At 37.5% G+C, this 19,607-nt stretch carries 18 protein-coding genes; 5 read left to right on the forward strand and 13 right to left on the reverse strand.

Annotated elements, in window-relative coordinates; translation table 11 throughout:
* Positions 1–33: 33 nt before the first annotated feature.
* The 4 genes from bioD to bioB are packed head-to-tail and all read right to left on the reverse strand — an operon-like array spanning position 34 to position 3,800.
* Complete coding sequence (gene bioD, locus EMK97_RS02235; RefSeq protein ID WP_130599044.1) at positions 34–744, reverse strand: dethiobiotin synthase; 711 nt, start codon at positions 742–744, stop codon at positions 34–36.
* 19 nt (positions 745–763) lie between these two features.
* Positions 764–1,561: a malonyl-ACP O-methyltransferase BioC gene (gene bioC, locus EMK97_RS02240; protein ID WP_130599046.1), complete on the reverse strand. Its 798-nt coding sequence runs from the start codon at positions 1,559–1,561 to the stop codon at positions 764–766.
* Positions 1,561–2,727: an aminotransferase class I/II-fold pyridoxal phosphate-dependent enzyme gene (locus EMK97_RS02245; RefSeq protein ID WP_130599048.1), complete on the reverse strand. Its 1,167-nt coding sequence runs from the start codon at positions 2,725–2,727 to the stop codon at positions 1,561–1,563. Before EMK97_RS02245 ends, bioC begins: the two co-directional genes overlap by 1 nt.
* A gap of 5 nt (positions 2,728–2,732) precedes the next feature.
* Positions 2,733–3,800 (reverse strand): biotin synthase BioB, encoded by a 1,068-nt coding sequence (gene bioB, locus EMK97_RS02250; RefSeq protein WP_130599050.1) that lies wholly within the window; start codon positions 3,798–3,800, stop codon positions 2,733–2,735.
* Between the two features lie 88 nt (positions 3,801–3,888).
* On the opposite strand from bioB, the gene bioA reads away from it, so the two are divergent.
* Positions 3,889–5,214, forward strand: coding sequence for an adenosylmethionine--8-amino-7-oxononanoate transaminase (gene bioA, locus EMK97_RS02255; RefSeq protein WP_130599052.1), 1,326 nt, complete (start codon positions 3,889–3,891; stop codon positions 5,212–5,214).
* Between the two features lie 42 nt (positions 5,215–5,256).
* Here the strand turns inward: bioA and EMK97_RS02260 are convergent, their stop codons facing one another.
* Positions 5,257–5,637, reverse strand: a complete 381-nt coding sequence (locus tag EMK97_RS02260; protein WP_130599054.1) for a hypothetical protein — start codon at positions 5,635–5,637, stop codon at positions 5,257–5,259.
* Between the two features lie 255 nt (positions 5,638–5,892).
* On the opposite strand from EMK97_RS02260, the gene asnS reads away from it, so the two are divergent.
* The gene (gene asnS, locus EMK97_RS02265; protein WP_130599056.1) at positions 5,893–7,293 is read left to right on the forward strand and encodes an asparagine--tRNA ligase; all 1,401 of its coding nucleotides are present in this window, start codon (positions 5,893–5,895) and stop codon (positions 7,291–7,293) included.
* A gap of 78 nt (positions 7,294–7,371) precedes the next feature.
* Here the strand turns inward: asnS and EMK97_RS02270 are convergent, their stop codons facing one another.
* Positions 7,372–7,953, reverse strand: coding sequence for an NAD(P)H nitroreductase (locus EMK97_RS02270; RefSeq protein ID WP_130599058.1), 582 nt, complete (start codon positions 7,951–7,953; stop codon positions 7,372–7,374).
* 432 nt (positions 7,954–8,385) lie between these two features.
* On the opposite strand from EMK97_RS02270, the gene EMK97_RS02275 reads away from it, so the two are divergent.
* Entirely contained in the window at positions 8,386–9,291 is a 906-nt protein-coding gene (locus tag EMK97_RS02275; RefSeq protein WP_130599060.1) for a DMT family transporter, read from the forward strand.
* A 63-nt stretch (positions 9,292–9,354) separates the two neighbouring features.
* Here EMK97_RS02275 and EMK97_RS02280 read toward each other — a convergent pair whose 3' ends face one another.
* Positions 9,355–10,035, reverse strand: coding sequence for an HvfX family Cu-binding RiPP maturation protein (locus EMK97_RS02280; protein WP_130599062.1), 681 nt, complete (start codon positions 10,033–10,035; stop codon positions 9,355–9,357).
* A 194-nt stretch (positions 10,036–10,229) separates the two neighbouring features.
* On the opposite strand from EMK97_RS02280, the gene sppA reads away from it, so the two are divergent.
* Both sppA and ansA read left to right on the forward strand, forming a co-directional pair.
* Complete coding sequence (gene sppA, locus EMK97_RS02285; protein WP_130599064.1) at positions 10,230–12,128, forward strand: signal peptide peptidase SppA; 1,899 nt, start codon at positions 10,230–10,232, stop codon at positions 12,126–12,128.
* Between the two features lie 114 nt (positions 12,129–12,242).
* Complete coding sequence (ansA, locus tag EMK97_RS02290) at positions 12,243–13,256, forward strand: asparaginase (RefSeq protein ID WP_130599066.1); 1,014 nt, start codon at positions 12,243–12,245, stop codon at positions 13,254–13,256.
* Between the two features lie 220 nt (positions 13,257–13,476).
* Here ansA and EMK97_RS02295 read toward each other — a convergent pair whose 3' ends face one another.
* The 6 genes from EMK97_RS02295 to EMK97_RS02320 form a co-directional block, all read right to left on the reverse strand.
* Positions 13,477–13,833 (reverse strand): hypothetical protein, encoded by a 357-nt coding sequence (locus EMK97_RS02295; RefSeq protein ID WP_130599068.1) that lies wholly within the window; start codon positions 13,831–13,833, stop codon positions 13,477–13,479.
* A gap of 136 nt (positions 13,834–13,969) precedes the next feature.
* Entirely contained in the window at positions 13,970–14,842 is an 873-nt protein-coding gene (locus EMK97_RS02300) for a hypothetical protein (RefSeq protein WP_130599070.1), read from the reverse strand.
* A gap of 300 nt (positions 14,843–15,142) precedes the next feature.
* Positions 15,143–15,613 carry a DUF2059 domain-containing protein gene (locus tag EMK97_RS02305; protein WP_130599072.1) on the reverse strand — a complete coding sequence of 157 codons (471 nt, stop codon included), beginning with the start codon at positions 15,611–15,613 and terminating at the stop codon, positions 15,143–15,145.
* A gap of 106 nt (positions 15,614–15,719) precedes the next feature.
* Positions 15,720–18,593: a DUF349 domain-containing protein gene (locus tag EMK97_RS02310; RefSeq protein ID WP_130599074.1), complete on the reverse strand. Its 2,874-nt coding sequence runs from the start codon at positions 18,591–18,593 to the stop codon at positions 15,720–15,722.
* A gap of 29 nt (positions 18,594–18,622) precedes the next feature.
* Positions 18,623–18,970 (reverse strand): YeaC family protein, encoded by a 348-nt coding sequence (locus EMK97_RS02315; RefSeq protein ID WP_130599076.1) that lies wholly within the window; start codon positions 18,968–18,970, stop codon positions 18,623–18,625.
* A 2-nt stretch (positions 18,971–18,972) separates the two neighbouring features.
* Positions 18,973–19,296, reverse strand: coding sequence for a hypothetical protein (locus EMK97_RS02320; protein WP_130599078.1), 324 nt, complete (start codon positions 19,294–19,296; stop codon positions 18,973–18,975).
* Between the last annotated feature and the right edge of the window lie 311 nt (positions 19,297–19,607).

The raw sequence follows: 19,607 nt of genomic DNA on the forward strand, positions 1-19,607 counted from the left end.
GAGATACGCTAACGTATCTCGTTATCTACTTGGTTAAACAGTTAGTATAGCGTTAAGGTTTACTTGCTGAGCAGCGTTAGCAACCTTGTCGTTAAATGTTCCGCTTTCGTAATAAGATAAAGTTGCCAGGTGCGGCGCAGGAATAAGTTGTTTTAGTTGTGCAATGTTTTCTGCTAAATAATCCATCGCATCGCTTTGAGCACTATTTGCAATCCAGCCTATACAATTTAAACCATCAGCAACTATAGCTTGATACGTTAATAAGGCATGATTTAAACAACCAAGCTTCATATTAACAATTAATATCACATCAAATTGTTGCTGTATGGCGAAATCTGATAGAAAAGTTTGTTTACCCTGGCTTTCTCCAAGCGGTAATCGCCAGCCCCCCGCTCCTTCTACAAAAGTAACATCAGCTTGATTCGCCAATACTTTCTCAAAATGCTCAGTTAAATCTAGCAAATCAATTTTTTGCTTTAATATTGAAGCAGCGATATGTGGTGCAATAGGCTCTTTATAAGCAATAGGATTTATTTGCTCTATTGACTGACCCATATTAGCAAATTCACTCAAGCACTTAGCATCTTCATTAATTAACTTACCATCAACTAAATCACATCCAGCAGAAATAGGCTTAAACACGGCAACACGTTTATTGTGATCGGTTATCGCTTTGCTTAGCGCACAAGTAATAAAGGTTTTACCGGCATCAGTATCTGTGGCGGTAATAAAAATATTTTTCATGAGAAAATTTAACTTACTATTAGCTGTTGAGTTTTACGACTAAGCCAGAGAAAAGCTTATACGTTGCCGGGTAAATACCACTTGGCTCAAGAAAGTCTTGATAATGCTCGGTCATTTTAAACCACTTTTCTTTACCAGACAGACCGCGGTTTTTCTTTTGCGCTAAATGATTAGCACCTAAGCCTTTTAATTCACGCGCTAAGTGAATGACATTTTGATATTCCAATACAATGTCTTGACACTTTTGTTCAATCAACTTGCTATTAGGGCCATTAAATAATTGATTCAGTTCATTCACGGTTTTGAAGTCAATCACATGCTGATCATCATCGACCTGTTTCCAAGAAGACTTAAGTTCGTACAAAGTACCATCAACCAGTGTGGTAAAGATAATTAATCCACCAGGCTTTAATACTCGCAACATTTCTTTTATGGCAGTTTCAAGTGGATCAAACCACTGAATTACTAAATTAGAATAAATAAAATCAACACTGCTATCTTGTAAAGGTAATTTATGGGCATCACCTTCTAACCAAATTATGCTCTTGTCACGATTTGCTTTAGCAAACTGCAGCATTTGGGTTGAGATATCTAAACCTATTACGCGTTCATATGAACTAGCAAGCAAGTCGGTAAAAAAACCCGTACCCGATCCTAAATCAACAACAGTTAAGTTGTTTTTTTTCGGCAGCCAAGGCATAAGATGTTTGCCAGAAAATCGCTGTAATCGAGCAGAAACATCATACGATTGACTGGCTGAGCCAAATGTTTTGGCGATACTTTCACGGGTTAACCATGTTTGTTCAGAATGAACCATTAATTTAAAGCCTTATTTAAACTTTCAGCTAAGCGTTTGATATCTTGATGGTTATGGTTTGCGCAAATGGTTACGCGTAACCTAGAACTATTGGCGGCAACTGTCGGAGGACGTATTGCAGAGAGCCAAATACCCTGTTCTTTTAATTGTTGACTAACACTTAGCGCTTTTTCTTCTTTTTTAACAATAATAGCATGAATTGATGACTGGCTAGGCACTAACACTATGTGTTTATCTAATAAATCGGTAAATAAATTGCTTAACTCAATAATCTTATCTCTGCGCCATTGTTCTTGTTGAGCTATGGCAATACTTTGTCGAGTTGCCATAGCAACCGCAGGCGAAATCGCCGTTGAGTAAATATAATGTCTGGCAAAATTAATAAGGTAGTCATGCAAGCTTTCATTACACGCAATAAAAGCACCGCTGCTTGCCAATGCTTTTCCAAATGTTGCCATGGTGATATCAATATCAGCCAAGCTATTACTGCCCTGACCATTCTCGCCAATCACGCCGATACTGTGGGCATCATCTAAATAAAGCCAAGCATTGTTATTTGTTGCCAGTTTTGCCAACTCACCTACTTTGGCTTGATCGCCATCCATGCTAAAAACACCTTCAGAAGCAATCAGTTTATTTTCATTGGATGATTTAGCCAGTTGAGCTGTTAATTGCGTAATATTGTTATGAGCAAAACGCTTTACCTTAGCTTCGCTATGATAAGCACCTTCAATCATAGAGGCATGGCTTAATTTATCTAAGTAAAATTCTACTTCAGCGGCAGATTTTCCTTGAAAGCTCTGACCTAAGGTTTGCAGCAAAGCTAAATTAGCAGCAAAACCACTAGAAAATAATAAACAGCGCGGTTTATTCAACCACTGACAAATATCATTTTCTAACGCTTGGTGGGCATAATGATGACCAGTAATTAAACTTGAGGCACTCGCGCTTGCGCCAAAGCGATCTACGCCCTCTTGCATCGCTTTATTTATCGCTTGATGACCATTTAAACCAAGATAGTCATTGGAGGAAAAGTTAAGGTAACTTTTCCCCTCAATTACAATACGATTATTCGCCTGACTATCAAGCTGTACCGTGTTTCTTTTACGGTAACGCAGCAATTCATGCTGTCTAGCCAGTTGTGCAGAGATAAATTCAAATGCCATAAACGCTAATTAGCTGCGTTATAGAATAAGTCGCTGTGCTGTTGATCAACCACGGCTGTTTTAATTTTATGCTCTAACTCATGACCATCATCGTCTACAGTTTCAGTATTAATCCCCAGCTTTTTAAACAACTCAATATCTTGATTAGTTTCTGGGTTTTCTGTAGTAAGTAACTTACAGCCGTAGAATATTGAATTCGCACCAGCTAAAAAGCACAGTGATTGCATTTGTTCATTCATTGTTGAGCGACCTGCTGATAAACGAACATGGCTTTTAGGCATCATAATACGAGCAATGGCGATACAACGAATAAACTCAAAACTTTCTAAGTCTTCTACATCACTAAGTGGCGTACCTTCTACTTTAACTAACATATTAATTGGCACACTGTCTGGGTGTTTAGGTAAGTTTGCCAGTTGTACTAGCAATGAAGCACGGTCTACGGCTTTTTCACCTAAACCAACAATACCGCCACTACATACTTTCATGCCTGAAGACCTAACATTATCCAGTGTATCAAGCCTGTCTTGGTAAGTACGCGTAGTTATAATTTGATTATAATGCTCTGGTGAGGTGTCTAAATTATGATTGTAATAATCAAGACCAGCATCTTGTAATTGATCCGCTTGCTCTTTAGATAGCATGCCTAAAGTCATACAGGTTTCTAAACCTAACGCTTTTACACCTTTTACCATGTCAATTACGTAAGGCATATCACGCTCTTTCGGGTTACGCCATGCAGCGCCCATGCAAAAACGAGTTGAGCCCATATCTTTTGCTCGTTTTGCTGCCTGTAAAACTTTTTCAGTTTCTAATAAGCGTTCTTTCTCAAGATCTGTTTTATTACGAGCACTTTGCGAGCAATACTTACAATCTTCAGGGCAAGCGCCAGTTTTAATGGAAAGCAGTGTACTCACTTGAACTTGGTTGGCATTAAAATGCTGACGGTGAACGGTTTGCGCCTGAAACATGAGGTCGTTAAATGGCATTGAAAATAATGCTTGTACTTCATCAAGGGTCCAATCGTGACGAATGGTTGAAGCACTAACTGAGGTTAAAACGGTGTTTGACATATTGACTTGATTGCATCTATTGAACTTAACGGGTAGTCTAGCCAGCCTAAACATCTTGTCAACGATAAAAACTTACAAAAGTTAACAAATGAACAAAAAAGATACAAAAAAGACCACTACGCTCTTAGAATTTGATAAAGAAAGTATATGGCACCCTTATACTTCGATGTCATCGCCATTACCTTCCTATTTAGTGAGTCATGCACAAGGCGTTAATATTCACTTGGCAACGGGTGAAACCCTTATTGATGGTATGTCGTCGTGGTGGTCGGTATTACATGGCTATAATAATCCCGTATTAAATCAAGCGCTAAAGCAACAAGCTGATAAGTTTTCTCATGTTATGTTTGGCGGTTTAACGCATCAACCAGCCATTAACTTATCTCAAAAGCTCATTAAATTAACGCCAAAAGGGTTAGACAAGGTATTTTTATCTGATAGTGGCTCAGTAGCGGTTGAAGTTGCAATCAAGATGGCTTTGCAATATCAGCACAGTATGGCTGAAAAACACCACAAGCCGTTAACAAAAACAAAACTATTAACCGTACGTAATGGCTATCATGGCGATACCTTTGCGGCTATGTCGGTGTGCGATCCTGTCACCGGCATGCATCAAATATTCGAGCAAGTATTACTTAAAAATCACTTCGCACCTGCGCCAACAACTAAATTCAATGATACGTGGCAAGAAGACGATACTGATGAGCTAAAAGCACTATTTGCAGCACACCATCAGGAAATAGCTGCATTTATTCTTGAGCCTATCGTACAAGGTACGGGCGGCATGCGTTTTTATCACCCTAATTACCTTAAAGTGTGTCGGGAGCTTTGCAATCAGTACGATGTATTACTTATTGTTGATGAAATTGCCACAGGTTTTGGCAGAACAGGTAAATTATTTGCCTGTGAATGGGCTGATATCAGCCCTGATATTATGTGCTTAGGCAAAACACTTACCGGTGGTTATATTAGCTTAGCGGCAACATTATGTAGTGAAACCATAGCAAATGTTATTAGTGAAGGTGAAGCTGGCTGCTTTATGCATGGTCCTACTTTTATGGGCAACCCTTTAGCGTGTGCTATTGCTAATGCCAGCATTGATTTATTACTGGAAAATAATTGGCAACAACAAGTTAGCCAAATTGAACAGTCATTAACAACACTGATGTTGCCATTAAAACAACACCCACGAGTTGTTGATAGCCGTGTATTAGGCACTATAGGTGCGGTTGAATGTACTGATGCCGTCAATGTGGCCGCTATTCAAAAACGTTTTGTCGAGTTAGGCGTTTGGATAAGACCATTTGGCAAGCTTATATATATTATTCCGCCACTTATTATTAAGGAAAGTGAACTTACCATTTTAGTTACGGCGATAAAAACGGTATTAGATGAAGATGACTGTTTCAATTAATCATGTCTAGATAATGCGCCAGAGCGATAACTTGCTTAGGCGCTAAAAAATATTGAGCTGTGATAAAATATAAAATAACCAAATAAGGTTAACGGTGAGTAGAAAAATTAAATGATATTCGGGGTTATCTGCCCTGCGTCTATTTCGGTATCGTCCAATTAGTAACGACATATAACAGGTAAAAGCACTTAACCAGAGTAATATATATAAATAGCCAGTTAACGGCGTTAGCCAAAATTGTCTAACATCAATATTGTAGTACTTTACAATACCGTAGTTACTTTCGGGAGCTGCATAGTAAGACATAACCAAGGCAAACAAAAACAATAACCATGCAGACAGCGCAAAAAGTCCTTTTGCGTAAAACCAGCTATCTTGTGCTTTTCGCTTCTCTTCAATTGATGTTTGTTTTTTCCCTTTCATCCATTATTACTCTTTTAGCTTATTCCTATAGGCCGTGCTTACAGTGCATAGAAAGCGCAAAACACCCTATATCAAGTTAATTATTATCCCTGCTTCAGTAAATTTGCGAGTAAGCTAGATAATAATGTTATTTATCAGCTCAATTAAGCATTGCATTTACTGCTTGTCAGGGTAACATAGCACTCCATTTTCAGTATAATACCATTTGGTATAAGAAAAATTTCACAGCATTTGAATTATTTAAGAGGTCATTAGATGTCAGTTATAGCAATTACTGATGTATTAGCAGGTAAATTTCCTGTTGATGAAACAATTACAGTACACGGTTGGATTAGAACACGTCGTGATTCTAAAGCCGGCATTTCATTTTTAGCCGTTCATGACGGTTCATGTTTTGATGCCATTCAAGCTATCGTACCTAATGAACTTGATAATTATCAATCTGAAGTATTAAAGCTTACTACGGGTAGCGCAGTAAAAGTAACAGGTATTTTGGTTGAGTCTCCTGGTAAAGGTCAGTCATTTGAAATTCAAGCGACTGAAGTTGAAATACTTGGCTTAGTTGAAGACCCTGATACTTACCCTATGGCAGCTAAGCGTCATAGCATTGAGTTTTTACGTGAACATGCTCATTTACGTGCACGTACTAACATTGGCGGCGCGGTAACTCGTGTTCGTAACTGTTTAGCACAAGCAGTACATAGATTCTTACATGAAAAAGGTTATTTCTGGATCAGCACACCATTAATTACTGGTAGTGACTGTGAAGGTGCTGGTGAAATGTTCAGAGTAAGTACTTTAGATATGGAAAACTTACCACGCGATGAGCACGGTAAAGTTGACTATAAAGAGGACTTCTTCGGTAAAGAAACCTTCTTAACGGTTTCTGGTCAATTAAATGTTGAAACATACTGTAACGCGTTATCAAAAGTATATACTTTTGGCCCAACGTTTAGAGCTGAAAATTCAAATACTACCAGACACTTAGCTGAGTTTTGGATGATTGAGCCGGAAATTGCTTTTGCTGATTTAGCTGATGCGGCAAACCTTGCTGAAGAGATGCTTAAGTATGTATTAAAAGCCCTACTAGAAGAGCGCCCTGATGATATGGCTTTCTTCCAACAGCGTGTTGATAAAACGGTTATCGATAGATTAAATGCCGTTATTAATTCTGAGTTCGTTCGCTTAGATTATACTGACGCCATCACTATTTTAGAAAACTGCGATAAGCAATTTGAAAACCCAGTATCTTGGGGTATTGATTTAAACTCAGAGCATGAGCGTTATTTGGCTGAAGAACATTTTAATGGTCCTGTTGTGTTACAAAACTACCCTAAAGATATTAAGTCATTCTATATGCGCTTAAATGATGACGGCAAAACAGTTGCTGCTATGGATATCTTAGCACCAGGTATTGGTGAGCTGATTGGTGGTAGCCAGCGTGAAGAACGTTTAGACGTTTTAGATCAGCGCTTAGCTGAAATGGGCTTAGATCCTGTTGACTATGGTTGGTACCGTGATTTACGTCGTTACGGTACTGTACCTCATTCAGGCTTTGGTCTTGGTTTTGAACGTTTAGTTGCTTATGCTACAGGTATGCAAAACGTACGTGATGTAATTCCGTTCCCAAGAACGCCAAACAACGCAGCATTCTAAGCTTGTTGTCTAGCTGTTATACAATTAACAACGCTAAAAAAGCCCTCATTTGAGGGCTTTTTTGATCTCAATAATTCTTTATTGCCAATAATCTACATGTGGCACAAATGAGCGACTAGGCTTTAATGGTAATTCGCGACATGGTGTACCAATATATAGAAAACCTATAATGTGATCTTGTTCAGCCACACCAAGGCCCTGTTTAACAATATTATTGTAAGCTAAATCACCAGTGCGCCACATAGCGCCAAAGCCTTGTGCAGTCGCTGCCATTTGCATTGCATGAGCACAACAACCTGCTGCAACCACCTGCTCTACTTCAGGTACTTTTTCATGTGCTTGAAGTTTTGTTGAAATAACAATAATTAGCGGTGCTCGAAATGGCATCTTTTTCGCTTTAGCAAGTTTCTGCTCTATTTCCTCAGCGGTAGCTTGGTTATCAGGCTTTGAAAAAATATCCTTAAAAGCATCAACGTATAAATCACTTAAACGTTGTAAGCCTTCACCAGACACCACAGTAAAATGCCACGGCTTTAAACCAGCGTGATCTGGCACGCGCATCCCCGCAGCAAGAATATTTTCTATCACGGTTTTATTAGGCGCAGGCTCAGTGAGTTGAGGATTAGATTGGCGTTGTAGTAAAAATTCTAAATTTGTCATAGCTTAAGTTAACAATTAAAAACTACTGCTAGTGTAACGATTCGTATTCGTTAGTGCACTAAATTATTTATTGTCATTAATAATCTAAGGCCTATTGACTTCATTAACTTTAACCTTCACTATCAATGAATCAACTATTGATTAATAGCAAACCAGTAAACAAACTTTTTTAACTAAAATAAATAGAATTTAATAATTATCATGATGCATTTATTTGTCCTCAAACATAATACAAAGGCAATGGCGACTGTGAACTGTCGACAGTTGGCCATTGCTGTGTGGCAAATAGATGCGGATAGTTGATTAAATAAAAAACTTTATTCAACAGCCGCAGCCTTTATCTTCTGCGGCTTTTTTATCTCCAAAATAAATGTTCCGTAGCAGTTTGACTCTGGCTAATTGTTTTCATAACAAACGACAAGGAGCACAAAAATGTCAGTATCTATCGCCTATTTAGCCGTATTATTGATTTGGTCAACTACCCCGCTTGGCATCATTTGGAGTAGTGAAACCATTAACCCGAGCATGGCCGTTTTGTTGCGCATGCTAATTGCGGTTGTGCTCGGCGCGCTAATCATTAAGGTACGACATATTGAACTGCCATGGCATGGCAAAGCCATTAAGCTCTATAGCTATTCTGCCTTAGGTATATTTGGTGGCATGATGTGCTCTTATATTGCTGGGCAATATTTAACATCAGGTTTAATGTCGTTAGTCTTTGGTTTATCGCCCATTCTATCGGCGCTATTAGCCAGAAAAATATTAGCAGAAGCAAAACTATCCTTAGTTAAAAAACTGGCTATGACTTTATCCTTTATTGGCTTAACTATTGTCTGCTCTGATAATTTAGCCTTATCTACTGACGCAGGCATTGGTATTGCTTTTATTCTGATGGCGGTTTTTTTCTTTAGCTTAAGTGGGGTATTAGTTAAAAGTATCAGTTTAGTCATTCACCCTTTAGCTACGACTGTTGGCTCATTAACTGTATCTTTGCCGTTATTTTTATTGACTTGGTTGCTGCTTGATGGCTCGTTAAATATTGAACAATGGCAGGAAAAGTCAATTTATGCCACCGTATATTTAGGGGTATTTGGCTCATTAATTGGCTTTTACGCTTACTTTTACGTGCTACAAAAATTAACCGCGAGTACGGTAACATTAATTACCCTGATAACACCGGTAATTGCATTATCTTTGGGCAATATGTTAAATGATGAGCAAATAACTGTAACCCTATTACTGGGCGCAGCTTTAGTGATTGTCGGACTAACACTATATCATTGGGGAGAAAGCTTGCTTTCACGCTTTAGCACAAGCGCTTCAGTAAAAGTATCATAAACAATGACTAAAGCTGATATAAGAAATGAAAAGGCAGTATTTACACTGCCTTCTCTTTTTAAGCTAATTTTTCAGTATGTTAGATAGATAATAATCAATACTGGTATAGCGGCCTGCGCCGATAAAAAATAGCGCTAACAGCATAATAAAGTAAGTTGCGGCAAATTCGATACCATTATTTAAAATAACAATATTACCCTTTTCATATAGCCAGTCAGTATTACCATTTTCCTCAAGTAATTCGCGCATTTTATTTAATCTAACCGCAGTTTGTGCACTATTTTCTAAACTTTTCTCTGCTTTTTCACTGCCTAACCATGTTAACACTTTTGCTGGGCTAATATCGGCATTGGTTGGGGTAATAGCAAACCAGCCATTTTCTAAATGTACTGAAGTTGCAGCAACTATCATGGTAAACATTAGCGGAATTGACACTAAACGTGTGAATGCGCCAACAAGTAACAACCAACCACCAACAAACTCAACAAGTATCACCAAATTTGCAAGTAACGCCGGAAACGGTAGTCCCAAACCCCAATCGGCATTGCCAAACCAAGCAACAATATTAGGATCAGCCATAAAGCGAGCAATACCTGATATTTCCTCATTAAACATAGCTGTTTTACTAAAGCCTGCCATAATAAAAATCGGCGCTAAATACAGACGAATTAACAATGCAGGTATGCCATCAAATTGAGGTAAAAGCGTTACAAAAGCTTGATACTTGCTAGACAAAAAAGACATAGGTGAACTCATTAATGATCTCTTAATAAAATATAAACGTATGAATTAAATAAGAACACAAAATAGCCTTATTTATTTCATCATTAGCTTGCTTTATTCGTAAATAGTTACAATGTAATTGCCCTGCTTGTTTAAGTTCTCTGATGAATTCAGGTAATATATTAACAATACCCTTTTAAGATTAAGATATTTATATGAATAGCAAACCAAGTTTTATTAAACGGATTTTCTCTGCCTTGTGGCGATTCATTTCGTTAACCAGACAAATAATAGTTAACCTTGTTTTCTTTATATTTTTCTTTGCCTTTATTGCCATGGTTGGCAGTGATGCTGATAAGATTACCGTGCCAGACAAAACAGCCTTAGTATTAAACCTTGTCGGTGATATTGTTGAGCAAAAGCACGAAGTTGATCCAATGCAGGCTTTTTTAACAGAAACGCTTGATGAGCAAGAAGATCGCCCAGAAGTGCTGCTAGCAAATTTAACGGATGTTATTGCTAAAGCAAAAAATGATGATCGGGTAGAAATAATCTTATTACAGCTTCAAGGGCTAAATAGAACGGGCTTAACTAAGCTGCAAGATGTTGGTCAGGCCTTAACTGATTTTAAAACATCCGGTAAAAAAATTATCGCTGTGGCAGATCAATATTCGCAAGATCAATATTACTTAGCAAGTTATGCCGATGAGATTTGGTTAAACCCTGAAGGTTTTATGCTACTTGATGGTTACGGCCGTTATAAAATGTACTTTAAGTCTGCATTAGAAAAATTAGCCATTAGCCAACATATATTCCGCGTTGGCACCTACAAGTCAGCGGTAGAGCCATTTATGCGCGATAACATGTCAGAGCAAGCAAAAGAAGCGAATAAATTATGGTTAGCCGATTTATGGCAACAATATAAACACGATGTCGCTAGAGAGCGTGGTTTTAAAACAGATAACTTTGATGAAACCTTTACGGCATTATTAGCTAAATTTTCCGAAGCTGATGCCAGTTTTGCTCAGTATGCGCTAAATAATAACTGGGTTGATGCCTTAAAAACACGTCAGCAAATACGTAGCGAATTAATTGATTTAGTGGGTAAAAACAAAAAAGGCGACAGCTTTAGTCAAATAGGCTACAAGGATTATCTTGACGCTAGCTTTACTGCCAAGGCAATAACAGCAAAATCTTCCGATAAAGTTGCAATTATCGTTGCCAAAGGAAATATTTTAAATGGTACGCAAAAACCTGGCACCATAGGTGGTGACAGTACCGCAAAACTCTTAAGAAAAGCACGCTATAACAAAGAGGTAAAAGCAGTAGTTTTACGTGTTGATAGCCCAGGCGGTAGTGCATATGCCTCAGAAATCATCCGCCAAGAAGTTGAGTTATTAAAACAAGCGGGTAAACCTGTTATCGCTTCAATGGGTACCTATGCTGCATCAGGCGGTTATTGGATTTCAGCATCTGCGGATAAAATTTATGCTGCACCATCAACCATTACTGGCTCTATCGGTATCTTTGGCATGATGATGACCTTTGAAAAATCACTCGGTAAATTAGGTGTTTACACTGATGGCGTAGGCACAACAGATTTTGCTGGCTTTGGCCCTACTCAGCCACTAAGCGATGGTTTAGCAGAGTTATTTCAATTAAGCATCAATAAAGGCTATAAGAACTTTATTAATCTTGTTGCTGAAAATAGAAACATGACTTACGAGCAAGTTGATGCCGTAGCGCAAGGTCGTGTTTGGTCAGGTAAAAAAGCAAAAGAGTTAGGCTTAGTTGATGAACTGGGTAACCTAACCGATGCTGTAGTTGCAGCTGCCACGCTAGCTGAATTGGAACAATACGAAACCTTATTAATTGAGAAAGAGCCATCAAGTAAGAATATCTTCCTTGAAAAGCTGATGGGTAACGCTAATACCTTGGTTAATATGGCTTACGGCACAAATGATGACATGAGCATAGATTTACTATCTGCTTCGGTTACCGATAAACCTATGACACAGGTAATTAAACAATTACAGCAAGAATTAGTTAAAATGAATCAATTTAATGATCCTCAAGGTATGTACAGCTTGTGTATTGCTTGCGCTACATTGTAAAGAAATCTAATTGATTTATTAGCTAATATTAGCTTTTAGATAACGGCACTTCTTTGTTAAAGTAGTGCCGTTTTTATTTTGGCCGCGTGCCTAATTTTATGAGTCATTATCACGATGAAAAAAAAGATTTATGTTGCCTACACTGGCGGTACTATAGGTATGAAACAAAGCACACAAGGCTTTGTTCCTGTTAAAGGTCATTTAACAGATTCTATCAATAACTTACCTGAATTTCATCGAGCAGAAATGCCTGAATTTACCATTAATGAATATCATCCACTGATTGATTCATCTAATATGACCCCTAATGACTGGCAACGTATTGCTGATGATATCAAAAAGCACTACGACGATTACGATGGCTTTGTTGTTTTACACGGCACAGATACCATGGCTTATACCAGCTCTGCCCTATCATTTATGTTCGAAAATTTAGCTAAACCTGTGATTGTTACTGGCTCACAAATTCCTTTAAGCCAACTGCGATCCGATGGCCAAGTTAATGTGTTAAATGCCTTATATATAGCAGCCAATTACCCGATTAATGAAGTGGCGCTGTTTTTTAACAACAAGCTTTATCGAGGTAACCGCTGTATTAAAGCGTATGCCGACGGCTTTGATGCATTTGATTCACCGAATATGCAGCCTTTATTAGAAGCGGGTATCAATATTAAATTGCTTGCTGGTGCTATTGCATCAACAACTGAACATGTTGAGCCGTTAAAACTGACAAATATTACGCCGCAACCCATTGGTGTTGTTCACTTATATCCGGGGATCAGCAGTGAGTTAGTTGCCAATGTCATCAGGCAACCCGTTAAAGCGCTCATACTTCGTAGCTACGGCGTTGGCAATGCCCCGCAAGATCAAGCATTACTTTCGTGTTTAGCTAAGGCTAAACAGCAAGGGATCATTGTGGTTAACTGTTCACAATGTATAAAAGGCAAAGTAAATATGTCTGGTTATGCTACGGGCAACGCATTAAGTGAAGCGGGTGTGATCAGCGGTCATGATATGACTTTAGAAGCGGCATTAACGAAACTACACTATTTATTGAGTTTAAATAAAAGTAATGAAGAAATTAGAGAGTTAATGGAGCTTAATTTACGTGGTGAATTAAGTCATTAAGCCTTTTCAATAATTGTTTATTTGAACAAATCAGAACTTGATCTGTAAGATTTAAATAATAGAACCTAATTAAATCTTACAGTCGTATTTGTTCCTGGTTAATGGCTTGTTAGCTATACTTTTGAACTAAATATTCCGTTACGCCTTTTACTAGCCAAAAGTATAAAAACTCTATTGAGAAAAAAAGTAGCCAAATAAGTATAAAGCCCTGAAAAATAGATTATTCTTTAAAAGGTGTTGCCGCAGGAGTAAATATTGGCAATACACTAAAGCTATAAATCATCGGCGACATAATTGTTAATAGTAGAACTAACTGAATAACAACGGAAATAAGACCTTTAGCAATAAACTTAATAAAACCTTGATTAGGCAAAAGTGGAGCGAACAACTTAACCAAAGATTTATGATCTTTCATTAAGCTAAATATCATAATAAAGCCCAGCACCATTGCAATAATATGCAATGGCCAAAAATACTTTATTAGTTCATCAGTTAATAGTTCTAGATTAACAATTAATCCCATTGTGGTAACGATGGAAATAAGTGATATAGATTTCAGAATAGATTGCTTCTGCATACTTTCCTTGTATACCTTGTATACCTTGTATAGCTAACGCCCGCATTAAGGAGCGGAGAAAGCTTGGCTAAAATTAGCGAAGAATGAGCGCTAGCCAAGCTTTAGACGTCCATTTTTAATGCGCTTGTTAGGTGAGTTATTGCACGAAGCTTGTTTTAATTGTGAGTGTAGAAAAAGCACCTCGTCCTTTATCCTCATCACCATTATGAGCATAGTTTTTACTCCAACTCTTTACTTTATCTAGATATGCTTGTCTTGCCTGCTTTAAAGAATAAAGTTCAGAACCTTGAAAAAATGAATCTAAGCCTAAAAATGCTTGATCGCCAGTACGGAATGGTTGATACAAGCCAAAGGAACTCCAAGCAACAAGTAACGACCACATTCTAATAAGCAAAGTCATTTCATTATCTACTTCATCCCATTTTACTACTGGATTAGCTTCGTTATGAGCTATCAACTTATTTCTAAAACGTAAAACCTGAGAGTTAGCATTTGTAAATCGTCCGTTACTACGATGCATTTCTTGATCGATGAAATCTATTTCTGCCTGCGTACATGCACCATCATCAAGCATAATGGGAGATATATCACTCCATAGCTTCCGCAAAGAATTGTCGCGTGTATCTTTACTTATTAATTTTCCTATTATTGTAAAGACACCATATATAGCTCCTAAATACCATTGAGCAAAAAATCCACTTTCTTTAAATGGTTCTCTTTTTGTATCCGTTTTTTGGAAAGCAAATAGAACCGCTCTCCATTCAACGATCTCCAAAATAAGCTCATCTATACCCTGCGGAAAATTACCATTTTTAAAGTCATCACTACTTTTCCATAACTCTAGTTTTTCTATTTCTGTCTTCCATAGATTTCTTGAATCATTATCGTGAGCCCTATCAAACATTCCTTGATAGTATTCAATTGAAGAATTTATATCATCAATTGTCCTAGCTTTATTCGTTACCTTTACGACGTATTCTTTTGCTTCACTAACGGTATTGAAATTCATGACAATCCTTGGATACTCACCTAACGTATCTTATGTAGACTTCTCTGTAATATCCGTCTACGAACTTTCAGTTAAAATATCAAAAAAGCAAGGTGAATCAAACTACTAATTATTTTTTCAAACAGAGATTTCATAAGTGCCGAGCTATTACTAAGACTTCACAGTATTATCCCCCCTCCCTTACCTTATTCTTTCTCTATATCAGCCTATTAATCGCAACGGTTAAGATATGGCTATTAAAAATAGATACTTAAAACTTACCGCTATGCTCTCATTGCTAGCTAGCGGCATGGCATATAGCTACTTTTCTGCTTTGTGTTTTTCTAAGAACGGCTTAAGTCGCGCCATTAATTTCGCTTGTTTTACTTGTGCTTCTTGCATACCAATTTGAGCACCATCTTTCATCAAATTTGGCAGCACTTCAATGAACTTTTTCCCAATAGCGGTTTGATAAAATGCGGTAATTTCCCTGATCTCGTCATCTGAAAATGCTTGCACATAAAGCTGCTTCATTTGCTGATATATTTTATCGCGATCAATATCTTCACGAAACCAAGTTCTAAAAATGTCAATTAACTCTGCTTTACCTTCATTATCAAGCTTAAGATCTGCAGCAATTTGCTCAATCATAGGTAGCATGGCCTCAAAGCCACTCGCTAGTTGAGTTTCTATCGACATCACCTTAAAAAGCTCATCAACAGGTTGCTCTTTCGCGACAACATTTAAAGCTAAGGCTGAGAAAATAGCAGGGATTAGGATAAGTTTTTTCATAAATATTCTTCCTTGAAGATAAAGTAAAGTTAAAACAGCATGCTATGTTTTATGCTGTTTTAACTTTATTAGGATGTCAGTGTGGCAATGAGTTAATTTGTTAGGTTTAACAATACACCTTAGCCAAGCGAGAAAGTAAGCTTAGCTCTTCGCTGTGAAGTTTACCCAACATTAACCAGTCAACAAACAGTTGCTCAAGATTGACAACAGAGCCTGACTGCATTTGACTTTGCATCAATTGCACTTGTACTTGCATACGTTGTTGCTTCAACTCAACTGGCGATTCAACTTGCGCAAGAATTTCAATCTCAAGGGTTTTAACCGCTCGGCTCTCTAGCTCATTTAAATAAGGTAATGCGATAAACTCCATAAGGCGTTTTTGCCACATAGGTTTCAGCGCAGCAAAAGTACTGTCTTCTGCAAGCAAATCACTGCTTAACTCATCTTTAGCGAGCGCAGTAATTAAATTAAAGACATTTTGCCAAGTCATTTTCTGCTCTGACGCTTTGCATTGCTTTAAGCTCGCTTCAATATCAGCAATCAAGGTTTCTGTTTTTTTAACTGCTGATTTAATAACAGGTTTACTGTCTGTGATATCTGCTAATAAGGTGGTTGCACTTTGTTTAGCTAAGTTCAGCTCTGCCGTTTGTTCACTCATTGCAAAAGATGAAAAATCTTGATTAATCGTTTGAGTTAACTTTGATAAACGCTGGTCAAATAATGCTGATAATTTAGCATATTCATCTTGCTGCTCATGTTTAAGTTGCTCACGTTTAGCAAACAGTTGATCATTAATTTTTCTAAAGCTTTGCCATAACTTACCATCTTGGTGACTACCGGCATAGCCTAAGGTTTTCCAGGTTGCCTGCAAACCTTTAACTTGATTAATTGCATCGAAAACATCTTCTGAGTTTAACAGTACTTCTGCCTGTGCAATGATGGCTTTCTTTTCGACAACATTTTTCTCGTGATACTGCTTTATTGCCGCTTTTATTGGCTGTAGTGCTTGCTTAAAGGCTTGGTGAAGCGATTGGTAATGCTGTCTGTCTACCTCACCTGCGTCCTGCCAAGCATGTTGTAATTTATTCAGTTGCGCATCAATATCTTTAAAATCGACACCATTATTTTCTGCTAGCAAGCTTTTCGCTAAATTATCAGCCTGCTCAATGAGCGCTTGTCTATTGGCAAAGTGATCAGCGCGTAACTTCTCCTGCTCAGCATAGTAACGACGACATGGAGCAAAAGCTAACTCACAAGCTTGATTAAACTCATCATTTAATTGATGGTCTATTTCTTCATCGGCATGACCAAGAGAATTCCATGTTTTTCTGAACTGTTTTACTTGTTTGGCTTGTTCATTAGGATTATCAAGTGGTTGCTCTACCAAGGCCTGAATACTCTTTAACATTTCTTGCTTTCTAGGTGTAGCAATATAATGCTCCCAATCACTTAGTTCAGACATTTTTTCACTTACAGATTGAAAGTCACGCTGTAATTGCGCAGCCTGTTGTGGGCTGAGTAATGCAAAGGAAGTTTTAACACCTTTAAACAAACCAAAGCACACTTTGTATTTACCACTAGCTAACAAACGTTTGATATCAGATAATTTTTTTCTTACTTGATGAAAGCTTTGTTTTTGTTGTTGCTGCAATGGTTGTAAACCGTCATGCCAGCTCTTTACAATGTCCTGATGTGCTTGAACAATTGATTCAGGTAAAATACCAGCAGACTTTTGCTCAACTGTTTGCCATTGCTTTAACCAGTTCTGATAAATGTCACTTTTATCATTTAACTCTTCAATACGCTCAGGTAAAGCAAGCTGTGACATTTTTGAAATTAAATGAGTTGCCTGACTAACTGATTCAGCAATTTCTGGTAGCTTGGTTAACTTTTCATTAAGTTGCTTTAGTTGAGCGCTAAAGTCAGCTTTTTCAGCAGTATTTAACACAGAGGTATTAACTTCATCACTAAGCTTCGCTATTTGTTGACCAAATGCTTGCTCGTCTAGGTTATTGTGTTCAAAAACCGATGTTGTTAATGCTTGATTTATTTCGGCTATACGCTGTGTGAACTTAGCTTGTGCATTTGCTTTATCTTGTGCTAATTGCAAAGCAATTTTTTCTTGCTCATAAGCCTCTGCTTTACTGGCAAAAATGTTAGTAAGTTGCAGGCTTATCTGAGCATATTTATCAATAAAACTCGCTTTGTCTTCTGATGTTAAGTCATTAAGATCATCAGCTATACTATGCCACTGACTTTCTAACTCGGCTTTTTTCGCTAAGTAAACGCTATAATCGCGTACTTCTTTTAATGCTAATAACTTAGATACCAGTAACTGTGCTTGTTTTTTAATTTTTACTGGTTTGTCTCGCTCTTTAGCAATATCGGCAAGTTTCTCGGTAATAATATCAGCAATATCTTCACTGCTGGTTTTCTTCAGTAATTTTTCCAGTAAGGCTGGCTCTGTGATTGAGTCCAGTATCTCTCGCTTAACTACATCACTTTTATGGGCAAAGGTATTAATAATGAGTTGTTGGGTACTGCTAGTTTGCGTACTTCTCTTCTCTTTTAATAACTTAAACAATGACAATACAATAGCATCTGACTGCTCTTTATCTAGCCAAGCATCAAGCTCTTGTGTGCTTAACTGAGTATTAGCGAGATAAGCTAATTTTTGCTCTTCTGTAAGCTTATTCTGCTGCTGACCATAGAGCATGTCTTGAACTTGCTTTTGAGCAAAGCTTTTTACCTTACTCTGACTATTATTTTGACTGGCATTAACATATTCACTAAAGTCGGCTAATTTGATTAAAGCAGCACGTCTGACCATGTCGCTGTCATCATGAGCAATTAAGTCTAAAAGGATCGCTCGGCCAGTATTATCGTCAATGCTGAGTTCATCATTAATAGCGGCAATACGTACAGTGCTATCTTTACTTTGCCATTTGTTTTTACTTTTAAATAAAGAAGAAAATATCATGTCGATTGTTTCGTATGTTTATCAATGTATTAAAGTTCAGTAAAACGAGCTATATCTTGCTCGCTTGGCATATAGACTTCTTCTTCACGCGTAGCAGGTTTTGCACAAGGCGTGATTTCTTCATCTTTATTCGCACCGGAAAACTCAGCTTTCAGCTCTCTTTTACTTTTTTCAACGATATGACCATTAGCGCCTATGGTTAACATTTGATCATTATCTAAATGACGTGCTTGATAAGCCATAATTAGCTGTAAGGCTGTTTGTTGCTGTGCTTTATCTACGGGCGTGCCTTCAGGCCACTTACCTGTTTCAGCAGCACATTTCAGACGGTTATACATGTCCTCAGACATGTTATCTACAGTATTGATCAAATCCATAACTAATTACTTTTTCTTTTATTAAACACAAGCATAATGCGAACAACAATATACATAATAAAGCCAACAACTGTGCTTACTGTTGCCATTGTGTGTTGCCATGATTCACTTGGCATTTTGTACATAAACAAAAAACCACCACAAAATAATAACATGGCAACAAAAGAAAACGTCATTAAACGTTGTGCCTGATGAATTTTGTTAATTTTATTTAAGGTAGCCATCTTATCTTCGTCAAGCTCTTGCAGAGCAAGATCACAATGACTACAAACTTTCGCTTTATCAGAGATTTTCTTTTTACAACCTGGGCAATTTATTACAGCCATTTATTTTCTCGTCTAATTTAAAGCTGCTACAGCAAGTTAACCTAGCAGTTGATAACAGATACCACTACCACAGCTATTAAAAAAGCTGTGCAGTATATGAGAGTCAAAGGATTATACCCGACATGATAGGCTAATTCACTAGCTGTATAGAGAAATTAGCCATGATATTGAGGGGTGTCAAAGCAAAGCGTTTTCCCCGCTTTTTTATCTAATTATTGCCTGCTTTAGTTATTTGTTACAGCCTGATTTTATCTACAAAAAAGCCAGCTAATCTCAATAATTAGCTGGCTTAGGTGTTAATTTATCAAGTT

This window comes from Litorilituus sediminis, from assembly GCF_004295665.1.
Lineage (GTDB): Bacteria > Pseudomonadota > Gammaproteobacteria > Enterobacterales > Alteromonadaceae > Colwellia > Colwellia sediminis.

What these genes read in the sequence shown, in the direction of transcription:
- bioD (WP_130599044.1), bottom strand. Translation starts at nt 744, where the DNA reads ATGAAAAATATTTTTATTACCGCCACAGATACTGATGCCGGTAAAACC.
- bioC (WP_130599046.1), bottom strand. Translation starts at nt 1,561, where the DNA reads ATGGTTCATTCTGAACAAACATGGTTAACCCGTGAAAGTATCGCCAAA.
- EMK97_RS02245 (WP_130599048.1), bottom strand. Translation starts at nt 2,727, where the DNA reads ATGGCATTTGAATTTATCTCTGCACAACTGGCTAGACAGCATGAATTG.
- bioB (WP_130599050.1), bottom strand. Translation starts at nt 3,800, where the DNA reads ATGTCAAACACCGTTTTAACCTCAGTTAGTGCTTCAACCATTCGTCAC.
- bioA (WP_130599052.1), top strand. Translation starts at nt 3,889, where the DNA reads ATGAACAAAAAAGATACAAAAAAGACCACTACGCTCTTAGAATTTGAT.
- EMK97_RS02260 (WP_130599054.1), bottom strand. Translation starts at nt 5,637, where the DNA reads ATGAAAGGGAAAAAACAAACATCAATTGAAGAGAAGCGAAAAGCACAA.
- asnS (WP_130599056.1), top strand. Translation starts at nt 5,893, where the DNA reads ATGTCAGTTATAGCAATTACTGATGTATTAGCAGGTAAATTTCCTGTT.
- EMK97_RS02270 (WP_130599058.1), bottom strand. Translation starts at nt 7,953, where the DNA reads ATGACAAATTTAGAATTTTTACTACAACGCCAATCTAATCCTCAACTC.
- EMK97_RS02275 (WP_130599060.1), top strand. Translation starts at nt 8,386, where the DNA reads ATGTCAGTATCTATCGCCTATTTAGCCGTATTATTGATTTGGTCAACT.
- EMK97_RS02280 (WP_130599062.1), bottom strand. Translation starts at nt 10,035, where the DNA reads ATGTCTTTTTTGTCTAGCAAGTATCAAGCTTTTGTAACGCTTTTACCT.
- sppA (WP_130599064.1), top strand. Translation starts at nt 10,230, where the DNA reads ATGAATAGCAAACCAAGTTTTATTAAACGGATTTTCTCTGCCTTGTGG.
- ansA (WP_130599066.1), top strand. Translation starts at nt 12,243, where the DNA reads ATGAAAAAAAAGATTTATGTTGCCTACACTGGCGGTACTATAGGTATG.
- EMK97_RS02295 (WP_130599068.1), bottom strand. Translation starts at nt 13,833, where the DNA reads ATGCAGAAGCAATCTATTCTGAAATCTATATCACTTATTTCCATCGTT.
- EMK97_RS02300 (WP_130599070.1), bottom strand. Translation starts at nt 14,842, where the DNA reads ATGAATTTCAATACCGTTAGTGAAGCAAAAGAATACGTCGTAAAGGTA.
- EMK97_RS02305 (WP_130599072.1), bottom strand. Translation starts at nt 15,613, where the DNA reads ATGAAAAAACTTATCCTAATCCCTGCTATTTTCTCAGCCTTAGCTTTA.
- EMK97_RS02310 (WP_130599074.1), bottom strand. Translation starts at nt 18,593, where the DNA reads ATGATATTTTCTTCTTTATTTAAAAGTAAAAACAAATGGCAAAGTAAA.
- EMK97_RS02315 (WP_130599076.1), bottom strand. Translation starts at nt 18,970, where the DNA reads ATGGATTTGATCAATACTGTAGATAACATGTCTGAGGACATGTATAAC.
- EMK97_RS02320 (WP_130599078.1), bottom strand. Translation starts at nt 19,296, where the DNA reads ATGGCTGTAATAAATTGCCCAGGTTGTAAAAAGAAAATCTCTGATAAA.